This is a genomic window from Octadecabacter ascidiaceicola (assembly GCF_900185015.1).
Lineage (GTDB): Bacteria > Pseudomonadota > Alphaproteobacteria > Rhodobacterales > Rhodobacteraceae > Octadecabacter > Octadecabacter ascidiaceicola.
The window spans coordinates 556,101-571,388 of sequence record NZ_FXYD01000002.1 but is presented as its reverse complement, the minus strand read 5'-3'; the positions used below and the strand labels follow the sequence as shown (position 1 = coordinate 571,388).

11 protein-coding genes are annotated in these 15,288 nt (G+C 55.8%); 2 read left to right on the top strand and 9 right to left on the bottom strand.

Annotated elements, in window-relative coordinates; translation table 11 throughout:
- Nucleotides 1-142: 142 nt before the first annotated feature.
- The 6 genes from OCA8868_RS08225 to OCA8868_RS08200 form a co-directional block, all read right to left on the bottom strand.
- On the bottom strand, nt 143-1,312 hold the full coding sequence (locus OCA8868_RS08225) for a beta-barrel domain-containing protein (protein ID WP_093996063.1): 1,170 nt from the start codon (nt 1,310-1,312) through the stop codon (nt 143-145).
- Nucleotides 1,312-3,564 (bottom strand): ATP-binding cassette domain-containing protein, encoded by a 2,253-nt coding sequence (locus OCA8868_RS08220; protein WP_093996062.1) that lies wholly within the window; start codon nt 3,562-3,564, stop codon nt 1,312-1,314. Before OCA8868_RS08220 ends, OCA8868_RS08225 begins: the two co-directional genes overlap by 1 nt.
- Nucleotides 3,561-4,892: a TolC family protein gene (locus OCA8868_RS08215; protein ID WP_143849571.1), complete on the bottom strand. Its 1,332-nt coding sequence runs from the start codon at nt 4,890-4,892 to the stop codon at nt 3,561-3,563. Before OCA8868_RS08215 ends, OCA8868_RS08220 begins: the two co-directional genes overlap by 4 nt.
- Before the next feature lie 102 nt (nt 4,893-4,994).
- Nucleotides 4,995-8,198 (bottom strand): Ig-like domain-containing protein, encoded by a 3,204-nt coding sequence (locus OCA8868_RS08210; protein ID WP_093996060.1) that lies wholly within the window; start codon nt 8,196-8,198, stop codon nt 4,995-4,997.
- A 141-nt stretch (nt 8,199-8,339) separates the two neighbouring features.
- Nucleotides 8,340-9,167 (bottom strand): YihY/virulence factor BrkB family protein, encoded by an 828-nt coding sequence (locus OCA8868_RS08205; RefSeq protein WP_093996059.1) that lies wholly within the window; start codon nt 9,165-9,167, stop codon nt 8,340-8,342.
- Nucleotides 9,168-9,176: 9 nt separating this feature from the next.
- Complete coding sequence (locus tag OCA8868_RS08200; protein WP_093996058.1) at nt 9,177-9,728, bottom strand: hypothetical protein; 552 nt, start codon at nt 9,726-9,728, stop codon at nt 9,177-9,179.
- A 95-nt stretch (nt 9,729-9,823) separates the two neighbouring features.
- On the opposite strand from OCA8868_RS08200, the gene moaA reads away from it, so the two are divergent.
- Both moaA and OCA8868_RS08190 read left to right on the top strand, forming a co-directional pair.
- On the top strand, nt 9,824-10,828 hold the full coding sequence (moaA, locus tag OCA8868_RS08195; protein ID WP_093996057.1) for a GTP 3',8-cyclase MoaA: 1,005 nt from the start codon (nt 9,824-9,826) through the stop codon (nt 10,826-10,828).
- Complete coding sequence (locus OCA8868_RS08190) at nt 10,821-11,288, top strand: hypothetical protein (RefSeq protein WP_093996056.1); 468 nt, start codon at nt 10,821-10,823, stop codon at nt 11,286-11,288. Before moaA ends, OCA8868_RS08190 begins: the two co-directional genes overlap by 8 nt.
- Here OCA8868_RS08190 and OCA8868_RS08185 read toward each other — a convergent pair.
- From OCA8868_RS08185 to argE, 3 genes are all read right to left on the bottom strand, one after another.
- Complete coding sequence (locus tag OCA8868_RS08185; protein ID WP_093996055.1) at nt 11,285-12,448, bottom strand: M20 aminoacylase family protein; 1,164 nt, start codon at nt 12,446-12,448, stop codon at nt 11,285-11,287. The two genes, OCA8868_RS08190 and OCA8868_RS08185, sit on opposite strands and share 4 nt — an antisense overlap.
- Nucleotides 12,449-12,568: 120 nt before the next feature.
- Nucleotides 12,569-13,915, bottom strand: a complete 1,347-nt coding sequence (locus tag OCA8868_RS08180; RefSeq protein ID WP_093996054.1) for an NAD(P)/FAD-dependent oxidoreductase — start codon at nt 13,913-13,915, stop codon at nt 12,569-12,571.
- Nucleotides 13,908-15,071 carry an acetylornithine deacetylase gene (argE, locus tag OCA8868_RS08175; RefSeq protein ID WP_093996053.1) on the bottom strand — a complete coding sequence of 388 codons (1,164 nt, stop codon included), beginning with the start codon at nt 15,069-15,071 and terminating at the stop codon, nt 13,908-13,910. The genes OCA8868_RS08180 and argE overlap by 8 nt, the downstream gene beginning before the upstream one ends.
- Nucleotides 15,072-15,288: the final 217 nt, after the last annotated feature.

Genomic DNA, 15,288 nt, shown 5'->3' with positions numbered 1-15,288 from the left:
CTTGCGCGCCCGTGTACGGGAATTTTGTTACCCAAACCTTAGTGCTGCAATCGGGGGGCTACAAGGGCGTCTGAAGGCTTTGGTTAGGGGAATGATAAAAGCATTCCCGCAATGGATTTCAACCAAGCGTTAACCAATAATCCTATGGCTCGCGCAGCGCTTCTTGTGAACGGTACAGCGGCTTGGTGAGATATTGCAAAACGGTCTTGGACCCAGTGTGAAGTTCAACATCTGCCTGCATACCAGGGCGAATTTCGATTTGGGACTGACGCTCGCCTAGGTCGGTGGTGTCCACACGCAATGTCACGCGGTAATGGGGCGGTGCGTTAGGGTCACGCTCGTCCTCAAAGGTATCAGCAGAAATCAGCTGCACTTCGCCCGTGAGTGCGCCGTAAATGGTGTAGTCATAAGCACTTAGCTTGATTGTCGCGGCTTGGCCCGGGATGACGTTGGCGATGTTGGATGGGGAGACCTCAGCCTCGACAAACAGCTCATCATCCAGCGGGATAATCTGGAAAATCTCCTCACCGGGGCGAATAACACCGCCGATGGTCGTAACGGCCAAGTTGTTCACGATACCGCGCATCGGGCTGGTGATGACAGTGCGTTCCATGCGGTCCTCAGCGCCGCGCAACTCTTGGCGCAGGGTTGCGAGGGCGGACAAAACGTCCGAATATTCAGAGGCGCGTTCCAGTTCAGACCGTGTCACGATTTCGTTGTACGTATTAAGCGCATCAGAATTGGCTTTACGTGCGCGGGTGACCTCGATCAGGGCTGCAATGTCGCGGTTATAGAGGTCTTCCATCACGCCAAGTTCGCGGCGGGTTTCATTCACAATCGCCTGCGCACCCTCAGTACGGCTGACGTAATCTGACTGACGCGCGTTCAACAACGCACGCTCGGATGCAACCATATCGGGGCTGAACGTTGCGATGGCTTCGGGAACTTCAAAATCGAACATGCCGTCAATCTCGGCCTCAAGGCGCAAGCGGCGGATTTCAGCGGCAATCACCTGTTCGCGCAGGTCGGTCACGGATGTTTCAAACTGCGTGCCACGCAAACGGGCCAGCACATCACCGGGTTCAACTTCGTCCCCTTCGGCAACCAGAAGTTCCGCCAGGATACCGCCTTCGAGGTTCTGGATGATCTGCGGGCGTGAAGATGAAACGACGTTGCCGTTCGCACGTACAATTTCGTCAATCGCTGCGAATTTGGCCCAAAGGATAAACAGCAGTACTGTCAAACCGATCAACCAGATCAGCAGGCTGGGGCCCTTCGTGCGTTCTTCAAATTCGTCGTTAAAGGTCACCATTACGCCGTCGCTTTCTTATTGTTCTTTTGCAGGTGCGCCAGCACCTCTTGGCGCGGACCATCCACAGCCAAGCGGCCGTTTTGCAGGATCACGGTACGGGTCGTCAGTTCAAGGATCGGTACACGGTGCGTCGCGATGATCGCGGTGCGCCCTTCCAGCCACGTGTCCAAGCGGCTCACGATTGTGGCCTCAAGTGTTTGGTCCAGCGCGGCGGTCGGTTCGTCCAGCAGGCAGACCTTGGGGTCTTGCAGCCACAGACGTGCCCAGCCGATGGATTGGCGTTGGCCAACGGACAGGCCTTCGCCTCCGTCGGAAATTTCCAGATCAAGACCTTTAGGGTGGTTGCGCACAAACGGGCCGAGGCCTGCAAAATCAAGCGAAGCCAACAGACGGTCATCATCGCGTTCCAGCAATGTCAGGTTTAGGTTTTCGCGCAGAGTGCCGGAGAACAAGCGTACTTCTTGGGACAGGTAGCCAATGGAGCGACGCAGGTCGCGCGGCATCACTTGGCCCATATCAACGCCATCAATCAAAACGCGGCCTTTGGTCGGGCGATAGATGCCAGACAACAGTTTCAGCATTGTGGACTTACCAGATCCGTTGGACCCAAGCACAGCAATACGCTGGCCCGCTTCGATCTTAAGACCCGGAATATCAAGGTTCTGACCGCTGTCTTCATTGTAGCAAAACGCGATGTCACGCAGTTCAAACGCGCCCTTCATCTCTTCGCGGCGCAGGTAGGTGCGATCTTCTTCTTGGTCTTGCTCCGCCTCGGCAATTTCGCCCAAAGCTTCCAATGCGGCCTTTACGTTGGACCAGCGCGCAAGCGTTGCCGCCAGCTGTGTCAGTGGGCCCAATGTACGGCTTGTCAGGATACCAACGGCGATGATTGTACCAACCGTAAATTCACCGGTGAACACCATGAACGTACCTGCAACAACGGCGGCCACATAGGTCGCCTGCTGCACGCCCTGCGCCCAGAACGTCAGGGTGCTGGCGAGCTTGCGTTGCTCGGATGTAGCAAGGGAAGACACAGCGGAAAGCTCAGCCCAAAGGCGCTTGAAACGGTCTTCGCCGCGCTGTGATTTGATTGTATCGGCTTCATAGATAACTTCGTGAAGCAGCTTGTTGGACTTGGCCGAAGCGCCCTGTGTTTGGTGGGTCAGCGCGATCATCTTCTTTTGCAGGAAGAAGGATGGCAGGACCATCAGCAGACCACCAACAAACAAGACCCAAACCACATTGCCACCAATGGAGGCAACGAGTGCAAGGAACAACACAATAAAAGGCAAATCGGTCAGCGTGCCGATGGTGGACGCAGTGAAAAATTCACGTACAGAACCGAATTCGCGCACAGCGGAGAACAAACCAGACGGCGTTTGGCCTTCCTTGCCACGACGCATGCCGAGCAGGCGGTCCATCAGCAGGCTTTGTACCTGAAGTTCAATCTTGCGCCCTGCCCCGTCCATCAGACGGGCACGCGCTATGCGAAGGCCCGCTTCAAGCAACATCGCCAAGCCAGCGCCAATCGCCAAAACCCACAGCGTCGCGGTGGACTGGTGCGGGATCACGCGGTCATAGACCTGCAAAGAAAACAGTGCCACAGCCACAGCCAAAAGGTTGGCAACGAACGACCCAAGGGCCACTTCCGCGATGTGACGACGAAACTGCATCATCTCGCCCCAGAACCAGTGGGCTTTCTTACCTTTGCGGGCATGCTTTTTGGACAGATCGGCAATCGCCATATCTGCACGCAACACAAGGCCGCTGAAGAATGGGATGAATTCGTTGATCGGCACTTCGGCGCGGTTGTCACGGCAGGTTGTGTCAAACACAATTACCGCATCATCGGTCTGGTCCAACACCAACAAAACATGACCCGATGTCATTTCAACAAGCGCTGGCCATTGATCAGCTGTGGGTTTGCCAACGGTTGTGACCTCGCTCACAAGGCCCGCTTCGTTTAGCGCTTTGGCAATCGCGTGCGGTGTGATGTCATCCCCACTTGCCGCGGTCATGACCTCCAACAAATCGGAGCGCACGATGTCTACGCCCAGCAAGCCCGCATAGGTCGCGGCCAAATCAGCGCGTGTTTTGGCTTTGTCGGAAAAACGGTCCTCGGCGCTTGCAGGGTGCGTTTCATCGATCGCATCTTGTGTGTTCGCGGCCTCTTTTGGCTCCGCCTTAGAGATACGCGTCAGCTTACCACCGCTTGTGGCATTGATATCAAAGGCGATGACGGGTCCAGTCATATGTCTTCTCCGTCAACAAGCGTGCCGTAGATGCGGGCGAGCTTCAGTTCTTGGCGAGCAAGGTCATAGCGCAGGGCCACCGCGTCGCGTTCTGCATCTAGCTTGGTGCGGAACACACCGACAACCTCAGGCACAGTACGTTGGCCCGCACGAAGCTGTTCTTCGAACAATGTGTAATTGTCATTTGCCTGCGCAATGATCGTTTGAATATTGGTCTGCTGACGACGCAGAGATGTGATCTGACCTTCAATGGCCGCCACTTCGCGGGCGCTGTCTTCGCGCTGCTCAGCAACCTGAAGCTCAGCCGCTTGTCCCATTGCTTCGATCGCTGCCATATCTGCGCGACGACCAAATCCGAGGCCGTTCGGGATGCCTACATCAATTCCGGCGCTTCCGCCCTCACCGATCAGGCCTGTTGCAGAAACACTCGGGGAGTAGCCAGCCTGAAGCGCGCGGGCTTCGGCCAAGCCACGTGTGCCTTCGGCTTCGACCTTCATCACATCAAGCGGTTGGGCCGTTCCGGCTGGATCACTGATCGTGTCAATGCCGCTGACACCGTCCAAGGACGTGGCAGACATCGCGGCAAGCTCTGCACGTGCAGAAGACGCCGCTTCGCGGTCTTCCAAAACATCAGATCGCATCTGCGTCAACTTCTGTTGGACCAGCTGCAAATCAGCGCGGTCATTGATGCCAGCGTTCACGCGCTCAGACATGACGTATTCAAAACGCTCCATCCGCGCCATGCCGCCTTCGTTGACAGCCGCACGGGCTTCGGAGGCCTGAATGGTCAGGTACAGATCCAGCGCTTGGTACACGCGTTCATTGGTATCCTGCGCCAGTGCCACAGCGGCAACTTCCACGTCGGCGCGGGCAAATTCACGTTCGGAACGTTTGGCGCCATTATCAAATAGGGTTTGCTCAACCACGAGGTTCGCAACAATCGACCCAAGGGAGTTCAGGGAAATTGTTGGGCCAAGCGTTGGGAGCCAGTTCATTTCGCGGGCCTCAGAGCGCAGCATTGCGGCGCGAAGCTCGGCTTCTGCTGCGCGGGAGTTCGCAGCCAGTACGGATTCTGAAACTTGGGCGTAAGGGCCTGAGGAGATAACGGATCGGCGGTTCAAGAGCGCGTCAATCAGTTCGGAACGTTCGCCGTTGGAAAGTTCGCCGTCTAGTGCGGCAGCTGATTGTGGCGCGTCTGTTGCGACTGCTTCGCTTGTTCCCAAGAGGTTGCCAGCGCGGGACACGATGTCTTCCCCCATGCAACCACTCAAGATCGTTGCGGCCAACAATGCTGCAATCGGTGTCTTGATGTAATTCGCCTGTCTCACTCGATACCCCAGTTCGCTTATCTTTTGCGTAGCGGGGGCCGGTTGATCCGGCCCTCCGCCAATGTCGTGCGCCCTCCCCTATTGCGGGAAGGGCGTGGGTTTTTAGATGGTCACGTTTACGCCGTCTTCGATAAAGATCTGCGCGTCGTCTCCCATTGTGTAAATGTCGTAGGACTTGCCATCGATGGTCGTGGATTGACCGCTGTCTGCCGCCCCAAGGATCGTAACGCTGTCATTGTCAGCATCGCTACCGTGGATGATGAGGTTGTTGTCGACATCCGACAGCCCCTCAAGCGTTGCAAGATCAAGCGTGAGTTCAGCATCCTGTGCGTAACCGAGGTCAATCGCGCCGATGTCAAAGCCGTCCAAACCACCCAGATCAACCGAGTTGGTTGCGGTTTCTTCCAGCACAACGAAGGTTGCGTTGGCGTTTCCAGCATCATCCAGCTCGTTGACGACAAGGTGTGAACCGTTTGGAAGCGGTGCGTCAAAGCCGTAGTAGTCCCCTGCTGCGCCAAGTGAAATTCCGTCATCCTGATCAGCCAACTGGTTGGTCTGATGGCCTGCCGTGACTTCGTTGATCGTCACGTCGGCGTCAGTCGCCTCAATGGAAACCGCCGTTACACCCTGCGGTGTTACAACAACGCTTTCGATACCTGGTGCCTCCGGGTCCACTGTATCAACGCGGAACTCGTCGTTGATGCTGAGCGTGTTGCCGTTGGCGTCTGTCGCATCAATGGTGATGTCTACGTCGTATTCACCCTGCGGGATTTCAGAGCCCGCGTAAGTGATGGACCAGTTGCCTGCGCTGTCAACTGCGGCTTCGCGAACGATCTGGCCGCCGTCGTAGTCATAGGTGATCATGACCGTAGAACCGGCTTCAACTGTACCTGTCAGCGTCACACCGTCAGAAGCTTCAGCGAAGTTTACAACGTTGTCACCTTCAACCGGATCGGCAGTTGTCAGGTGCGTCACGAGTGTGTCGACCTCAACAGTGCGGGTGATCGGCGCGGAAACGTTGCCATGCGGGTCAGTCGCAGTTGCTTTCACAACGGCCGTGTATTCATCGACACCAATCTGCGCTTCAGAGAATGTCGCGCTCCATTGGCCAGCACCGTTTGCGTTTACGGTTTGGGAATAGCCGTTGAATTCAACAACCACCGATGAGAATGCCTCGACTTGGCCATCAAACGTTACGCCGCCGTTTTCAGCTTCGGCGTGGTTAATGATGTCGTTGCCTTCGATCTGACCTGCAGAGAAGTTGAACGGGTTCACAACTGTGTCGATTTCAACTGTGTCGCTAACTTCTTTGTAGTTGCCAGCTGCATCCGTGATGGAGGCCGTGATTTGCGCAGACGCCGTGTCAGCTGGAACTTGGCTGGCGGGGAAGTTCGCGGACCATGTGCCATTCGGCTGGGCTAGAACGTCCATCGTAGCGTCGCCAAAGCCAACTGTGACAACCAAACCCGGTGTCGCCGTGCCATTGATGATCACGCCGTCGCTTGCTTCGTCATAGTTCACCACATCGTCAAACTCGATCGGCTGAGTAGACAGCGCCAGATCACCAACGACCGTATCCACATGGACCGCTTCTGTCAGCGAAGATGAGTTTCCAGCCGCATCTGTCGCAGTTACAACAACAGTTGTTGGGTAATCCCCGCCCGGCAGCGTGCCACCAGGGTACGTTACGGTCCACGCACCCGTGGATGCATCAACCGTTGCTTCCATGATTACACCGTGCAGGTTCACGCTAACTGTTGATCCAACCTCAACCGTACCTGACATCGTGATGGCTTGTCCGGATTCATTGAAGTTGACCACACCGTCGTCGCCGCCAGCTGTGTTTGTTGTCATCTCAAGTTCGTTAACGAACGTGTCGATTTCGATCGTGCCTTCGTCGCGCGAAATGTTGCCAGCAGCGTCTGTTGCCTCAACAGCCGCGATCAACGTCATTTCACCTGTCGGCAATTCGCTCGCCGGGAACGTGTGTGACCACGTACCGCTCGCACCGGCAGTGAACGTGTGTGTTGCGTATGTTTGCGTTCCATCAGAAAGCGTAACAACAACCGTAGAACCCGGCTCAGCTGTACCTGTCAAAGACGCACCGCTTGAATGCTCGCCAGAGAATACAACGCCATCAGAACCACCAACACCAGAAGTGCTGATTGTTGCCGCTGTCACTGTATCAACGATCACAGTGCCAGTTGTGCTTGATGAGTTGCCCGCCGCGTCTGTCGCCGTGACGATAATGTCATGTGTGTGATAATCGCCAGCGGTAATCGCCGCGCCAGTCGCCAAAGTCCAAGTAGAACCCGATACTTCAGCCGCGTATTCCGTACCGTCGATAGTGATAACAACCGTGTCACCACCAGTTACGGTGCCCGTCAGCGTCACGCCGCCACCGAACTCAGTTGCGTTGATCACGCCATCAACACCACCCGTTGCCGACAGATCAGCACCGATAATTGTATCCACGACAAGCGTGTGCGTTACAGATGTGGAGCCACCCTCGTTTGTGACTGTAACATCGACGACAGTTGAATATTCGCCCGTTTCAACATCAGAAGGGCCGAATGTAACCCCCCAAGAACCATCGTCACCAACGGTTGTTGTTTCGGTCACATTACCAATTGTCACGCCGACCGTCGCGCCAGGCGTACCCGTGCCGCCAATATCAACGCCGTCCGCGTGATCTTTCTCGTTTACGATATGGTTGTTACCCTCATCCGTTCCAGTTGTCACTGCGACTTCTGGTGCAGTTGAACCACCACCACCGCCGCCACCCCCACCGCCGCCAGTTGTAACGATTGCCGCCGCGCCAGCCGCTGCGGCCGCGCCACCCCAGCCAAACAACGGAGCCATCGCACCCAACATACCAACTTCGTCGTCGGCAGGCACGTAAGCGTCAGCAAGCATAACATCTGCGCCGCGCATGAAGTAAAGATCGTCATTTACTGCAAATTTACCAGCACTATCGCTTTGCAAGTAATTCGCAAAATAGTCAGCACCCGCGCCTTGCGTCAGGTCGACTTCCGTAAGGTATCCATCGGAAGACAAGAACAACTGGTTCTCAGAAACACCTTCAGATGTGAAATATCCCTCAATCACAATCACACGCCCATCAACCAATGTGACCTCTAGCGCCTGACCCTGACGGGTATAAGAAATGATTTGGCCCTGCGTGAGGTTAAGCGAAACATCCGCCCCCGCCCCAACAATAAGAGATGACGGAACGCCCTCTCCGGCTACAGTTCCTCTGGAAATATTGCCCGCAACATCGCGAACAACGAAATTAATCGCTGACATGGTACTCACTCCGCCTCATTGTCACGGCATTTTTTACGCCGCTTTTATCATTGCGGATACCATATGTTGATTTACCCACAATTTCTAGGGGGAATTTAGACCCGTCTCAATCATGCCACAATTCAAATATTTCACTTTGTTTCACAATGGCTTACGGCGATCCAAGGCAACGTTAATCGCACCCCCCGCGAGGATTAGGTATGCGCTTAGGTAGAACCAAAACAACAAAGCAATGACCGCGCCGAGCGAACCATAAACTTCGTTATAAGTCCCGAAATTTGCGACATAAACTGTGAACATGGCAGATACGCCAAGCCAAACCGCCACGACTATAAACGCACCAGGCGTGATCCACGAAAGGCGGGCGAACCTGCGATTAGGGCCGTAGCGGTACAAGACACCAAGACCCACAAAGAGAACTGAGATTGCAACCGTCCAGCGGATAACCTCAAGCCACAACCCTGTATCCGTTTCGAATGGGATGACCGCCAAAGCAATAGGCGCAACCACCAGCATTAACAGGGCGATAATCGCGATCCCGACTAAGCACAGGGTCAACAGCAACGCCACCAACACATGGCGAATGCTGCCTCGGTTTGGGCGTTCAAAGATTGCATTCAACCCGCGAATTAGGGCAGCGACCCCTGTTCTTGCAGACCAGAGCGCCAATCCAATTGAGATCAGCGTCGTCACCCCAAGCGTGGTCGTCCTCGCCCCCAAAAGCCGGTCAACTTGCGTCTCAAAAAGTTTGAAAACGCCGGTCGGCATTAGCCCTTGCATCAACTCCAGCTGCGCTTCGACAACAAAGGGGTCAGCAAACAAACCGAACAAAGAAATCGTTGCCGCGATGCCTGGAAAAATCGCGAACAGCCCGTAAAATGCGACGCCCGCCGCAATTAAACTGGCGTTTTTTTCCCCAAGGTCATCAATGACTTGGCGCGAAACATCATAGGTTGAACGCCACCCCATCAAATACCCCTAGTTGGCATAGACGGTGACTTCGGGAAGCCCGGTTAGCGGCGCTTCAATCAGGCGCATCGCGGCCAGTGAAATCTGACTTCCAGACCCCTGCGCGCCACCTGATGGGCGCAGTTCGACGTTGACGGATTTCCCGTTGTATTCAACGCGGCCTTGCGTGACCTCGCTAACCAGTGGGGTTTTGAACCAAATACCAGGATCGGTCGGGCTGCCTAGGCTTGCGATTGCTGTCCCTAGCCTACGCTCACCGCCAGCGGGGGGCGCAACAGCTGCGGCGCGATCTTCGGCGGTTGTTGTATCAAATTGCTCAACGGTGCGGGCATTTGGCGGCGGTGGCGGCGGTAAATCGGGCCGCGTTTGTGTGGTGTCGATGGTCGGGCGTATCGGTGGCGCGAAGGCCTCCCCGCGGGACGGTGACAAATCAGGCCCCTCAACCACAACCGCAACTGGTACAACAACAGCCGGATCCGTGCTTTGCATCCCACCAAGAAAAGAGCCCTCAGCACAGGCCGTCAGCCCAGCAAGGGCAGCAATCGTAATAACGTATTTCATGCTAGCAAACCTACGGTTGGCCTTCGTCGCTGTCGAGGGGGAATTGGTCGCGTAATTCCCTTGCGCGCCCTATTGCGCATGCCTACGTTCACTGCATGGAACAGCGCCTTATTGACCCCTTTCAACGTGCCATCACCTACCTTCGGGTTTCGGTGACAGACCGCTGCGATTTTCGCTGCGTATACTGCATGTCCGAAAACATGACTTTTCTGCCGAAAAAAGACCTCTTGACCCTCGAGGAGCTCGACAGAATGTGCACGAACTTCATTCGCTTAGGAGTTGAAAAGCTTAGAATAACTGGTGGTGAGCCATTGGTTCGACGTGGCATCATGACGTTCTTTGACGCGATGAGCCGCCACCTTGATAGCGGCGCGTTGAAAGAGCTGACGTTAACCACCAACGGCTCCCAGCTTGAGAAATATGCGGATGATTTATACGCCGCTGGCGTGCGCCGCATCAACGTCTCATTGGATACGCTGGATGATGACAAGTTCGCCAAAATCACCCGCTGGGGCCGCCTACCCCAAGTCATGCGCGGGATTGACGCAGCACAGCGTGCTGGATTGCGCATCAAGATCAACGCTGTGGCGCTCGCTGACTTTAACGAGTCCGAACTGTTCACGATGCAGGCGTGGTGCGCCGAACGCGACATCGACCTGACCTTCATCGAAGTCATGCCAATGGGCGACATCGGCAATGAGGACCGCATCACGCAATACTGGTCCCTCAAAGACCTGCGCGCCCGTCTTGAAGAACGCTTTACTGTCAGTGACTTGGCGGAAACCACCGGCGGCCCCGCCCGCTATATCCGCCTTGAGGAAACAGGTCAGAAAATCGGTCTCATCACCCCGATGAGCCATAACTTCTGCGAAAGCTGCAACCGCGTGCGCATCACCTGCACCGGTGAAATCTATACCTGCTTAGGCCAAGAAGGGCATTCTGACCTGCGCGCGCCACTGCGGGCCAGCGATGATGATGCGCACCTCGAAGCCGCCATTCGCGCAGCAATTGGGCTAAAACCCAAGGGGCATGATTTCGACTACTCGCGCCAAACTGTTGACGGTCAAGTTTCCCGCCACATGAGCCACACTGGTGGCTAACGTTCTGCCGCGATTGCGCCACGCAGCACTGCTCGCATTTATCACAGCACTTTGGTGTTGGTTGCTAACGGCGTTACACGGCATGTGGTCGTTTGGAGTTGTTTTGGACTACTTAAACGACGGAAGGATGCCACTTTATCCTTCGCTACCAGTTACATACGGAACATTCTTCATCTACACCATCACGGCCCCAATCGTGGTGTTCTTGCTTGCATTCGTCGCTTGCGCCGCGCTCCCGCCGACATATCATCTGGCTGCCATCATGCTCGCTTGGACGATCGGTGGCTTTCTAGGCGCGACGGGTCTCGCGTTTGAATTCCAGTTTGACTTTGGGGCGACTTGGGTTGGGATCGAAGCCTTTAGCGCGCTCTTCTTTCATCCCATCATGACCCCGTTTTGGATCATATTCGGGCTGGCAGGCACCGCGTCCTTCACGCGGCCCCTGCGTCAAAGCACCTAGCCCGCAGGCATCCGCTGTTCCACGATCTCAGCCCACCAGCTGCAGCCCGCTGGGATCGCATCATCGTTGAAGTTGTACTCAGGGTGGTGAACCATCGCGGTGTCGCCGTTGCCAACGAGGATATACGCGCCTGGACGTTCCTCGAGCATAAACGCAAAGTCTTCCCCGCCCATAACCAAGGGCGCGTCTGCGCAATCACCAGAGATTGACGCGGCAACCTCAGCGGCAAAGGCAGTCTGGTCTTCGGAATTCACCATAACGGGGTAGCCGAGGATATAGTTCACATCCGCACTGCCCCCAAACGTCGCCGCTGTGCCATTGCAAATCTCGGTCACCCGCTTTTCTGCCAATGCGCGCATATCTTTGCTGAGCGTGCGCACTGTCCCGCGGATCGTGACGCGCTGCGGGATCACATTGAACGCCTTTGAAGACGATTCAATCGATGTCACGGACACAACAATCTGATCGACGGGGTCGGCATTGCGGCTGGCTATCGTCTGCAACGTCATCACCGTTTGGGACGCCATGACCAGTGTATCAACGGTTTCATTCGGCTTGGCCGCATGCCCGCCAATACCTTCGAACGTGATTTCAAACGTATCGGTCGCAGCGAAAAACGCACCTGGGCGGATCGCGAATGACCCCACAGGTTTGCCGGGCCAATTGTGCATGCCGTAAACTTCTTGAATGCCGAAACGCTCCATCATGCCGTCATCACACATCTCTTTGCCGCCACCGCCGCCTTCTTCAGCGGGTTGGAAAATGACCACGACCGTTCCGTCAAAGTTGCGGGTCTCAGACAGATATTTCGCCGCCCCAAGCAACATCGCCGTGTGCCCGTCATGGCCACAGGCATGCATCGCGCCGTCGGTTTTGGACGCATACTCAAGGCCGGTCTGCTCATGGATCGGCAGCGCATCCATATCCGCACGCAGACCGATAACCTTGCCCGACGTGTCAGATTTCCCTTTGATAACCGCCACAACGCCCGTGCGGCCAATCCCCGTTACGATCTCATCACACCCAAACGCTTCTAACTTCTCAGCCACAATCGCGCTGGTGCGGTGGGTCTCAAACAAGATTTCAGGGTTTTCGTGCAAATCGCGGCGCCACTCGGTGATTTCGGGTAGCAGTTCGGCAAATCGGTTCTTAACTGGCATCGTTTCTCTCCAATTGAATTTCATATACTTGGTCTGCGCCCTGCCTGTCAGCAAGGTGCCGTATTCGTTTCTTTGGCTCTTAAATACTCACTCGCGAGGTCTGCAAACGCACTGTCGCATCTAGATTGCTGGCCCCAGCACCATCTTTGATCCATCCGAAAACCGAGACAACCGGAAACGGTTCAGATCGTAGGCCGCCGTTTTCCCTGTCATCGTATCTGCCAACATGTATCCGATGGCAGGGCCAATTCCAAACCCGTGCCCGCTCATCCCCGTTGCGATCGTCAGCCCGCTGATGTCCTCAACGCGGTCGACCACCGGGACAAGGTCCGGCATAGAGTCGATCATACCCGCCCACGCCGCTTTGACTTTGATTGGGCCCAGTTTAGGAAACTGTGCTGAAAACCCACTGACCAGAGCTTTGCACTTTGCGGCATTTGGTTTGGGATTCAATACACGCATCCGTTCAAACGGGGACTGTTCGTCCAATGCCCAGCGCCGCGGGGTTCGCCACGCATCTGGATACCCTTTGGGGGCTGCTGGATAGTAGCGCGTCCCGAAAGGGTCGCTTTTGATCTGGGTTAGGTATTTGCCAAACGCCCTGAATGCATCCGGTCCGAGGAAGAACTCATGGAATTCACCGGCGGCTAATGTGAACCCCCCGTCTGCGCGGGTTCGGAAGGCAATTTGGGAGTCCGCGCCGCCTCCTTGATAGGTCATTGGCGCTCCATCCACGGCCACGACGCTAGCGCGTACGGACAGTTGGGGGATGTTCACGCCTGCATTTCGTAAAAACAGCGAAGACCATGCGCCCCCAGCGATAACAACCTGTGGCGTCCTAACGGTTCCCTGTTCGCTCACAACCGCGGTGATCTGCCCCGCTGATGTCTCGACTCCACGTGCCGCGCAGCCTTCAATAATCGTCACACCTTCAGACACAGCCAGTCGTGCAAGCGTTGGAACAGCGACCCAAGGCTCAGCCCGCATATCACTTGCGGTATAGATACCCCCTGCCCAATCGCTACGCGCTTCGGGTAAAAGGTTAGCGAGCTCAGCCCGACTGAGCATTCGGCTATCAACGCCATTCGCTTTGGCATGGGGCATCCAAGACGCGAACTTTTCATATTCGACCTGATCCTTGGCCATATAGGTAATTCCACCTTGGACCAGACCTATCGTATCGCCCGTTTGCGCAGATAACTCCTGCCACAGGCGGCGTGCTTCAACCATGATAGGCAGCTCGTCCGGGTCGCGCCCTTGTTGGCGAATCCAGCCCCAATTGCGGCTGGATTGTTCGCCCGCGATGCGCCCCTTCTCAAGCAAAACAACGCGTTGCCCTAACCTGTTCAGATAGATCGCGGCAGATACCCCTACGATCCCACCACCGATGATGACGACATCAACGCTTTCGGGAAGCGCTCCGCCGTGTTCTATCGGCGTAGCATCGGAGATCGGGAACTCAACCAAGGCTGTCGAGCAAGCGTTCCATGAACGCCTCGCCTGCCTTGAATTGCTCAATCGTGATGAACTCGTTTGGCTGGTGGGCCTGCGCGATGTCGCCGGGGCCGCAGATCACGGCGCTATAACCTCGCTCTTGGAACTGGCCCGCTTCTGTGCCGTAGCTTACGACGTTGACGGCATTGTCGCCCGTCAGGTTGCGCACGATCTCTTCGGCTTCGCCTTCCACTTCGGGCTTCAATCCGGGCACATCGAATTTGCGCGTGTAGTCGATACCGGTGTCAGGGTGAATCGCTTTCATCTCAGCGTCGATCTCGGCGACTTTTTCCTCGAACGCCTTCACCCACAATTCACCGGGTTCGCCCGGAACGTTGCGGAAGGTCAGAACGAAATTACAGTCCTTAGCAGTAATGTTGTGGGCGGTGCCGCCCGTAACCATGCCGACATGAAGCGTTGTGTAGGGCGGCACGAACCCTTCATCGATTTCGAGCGGTGCTTTGGCGGCATTGGCCGCGTTCATCTCATTGCACCAATCAATCAGCTTGGATCCAAACATGATCGCATTAACGCCGGTATGGATCAGTGACGAGTGGACCTCGAAGCCGCGCATATGAACGTCAAACCCGATTCCCCCTTTGTGACCCGTGACCACTTTCATCATCGACGGCTCACCAATGATGGCGGCGGATGCCCGCGGCATCCCGCTGGCAACCATTGCATCAATCATGGGTGGTGCTCCGGTGCAGCCCACTTCTTCGTCATAGCTCAGCGCGAGCTGCAGCGGCCGTGTGACGCCACGTTTCTTTGCCTCAACCAAGGCCCAGATTGACAGCGCATCGAACCCCTTCATGTCGCAAGTTCCGCGCCCATAAAGCTTGTTGCCGCTTTCGATCACCTCGAACGGGTCGGTGTCCCATGCTTGCCCGTCAACCGGCACAACGTCGGTGTGACCGGACAAAACAATCGCGCCTTCAACCTGCGGCCCGACATGGGCGTAAAGCGCAGCCTTTTCGCCAGTTTTATCAGGAATCCGCGTTGAATTTATTCCGTGATCAGCCAAATAGCTTTCAACGAAATCGATCAGATCAAGGTTGCTGTCGCGGCTGACAGTGGGGAACGCAATCAAGCGTTCCATCAAAGATCTGGTGTCCAGTGTTGTCGTCATATTGCCCCCGGCGGGCCTTCAATTTGGGCCGCGCATTTCAGTGGTGAGCGTGAAACGCGCGCACCACTTGGTCAAGTACATTAGGACGCCCTGCGCAAAAAATTTACCATACGGTAAAATGCTATCAGGGGTTGCGGGATGTCTTTTTTCCGCTAACGTCATCCCAATCGCCGGGGTTCCTAAGACTCAAATACCAACTTATCGGCAATAAAAACAA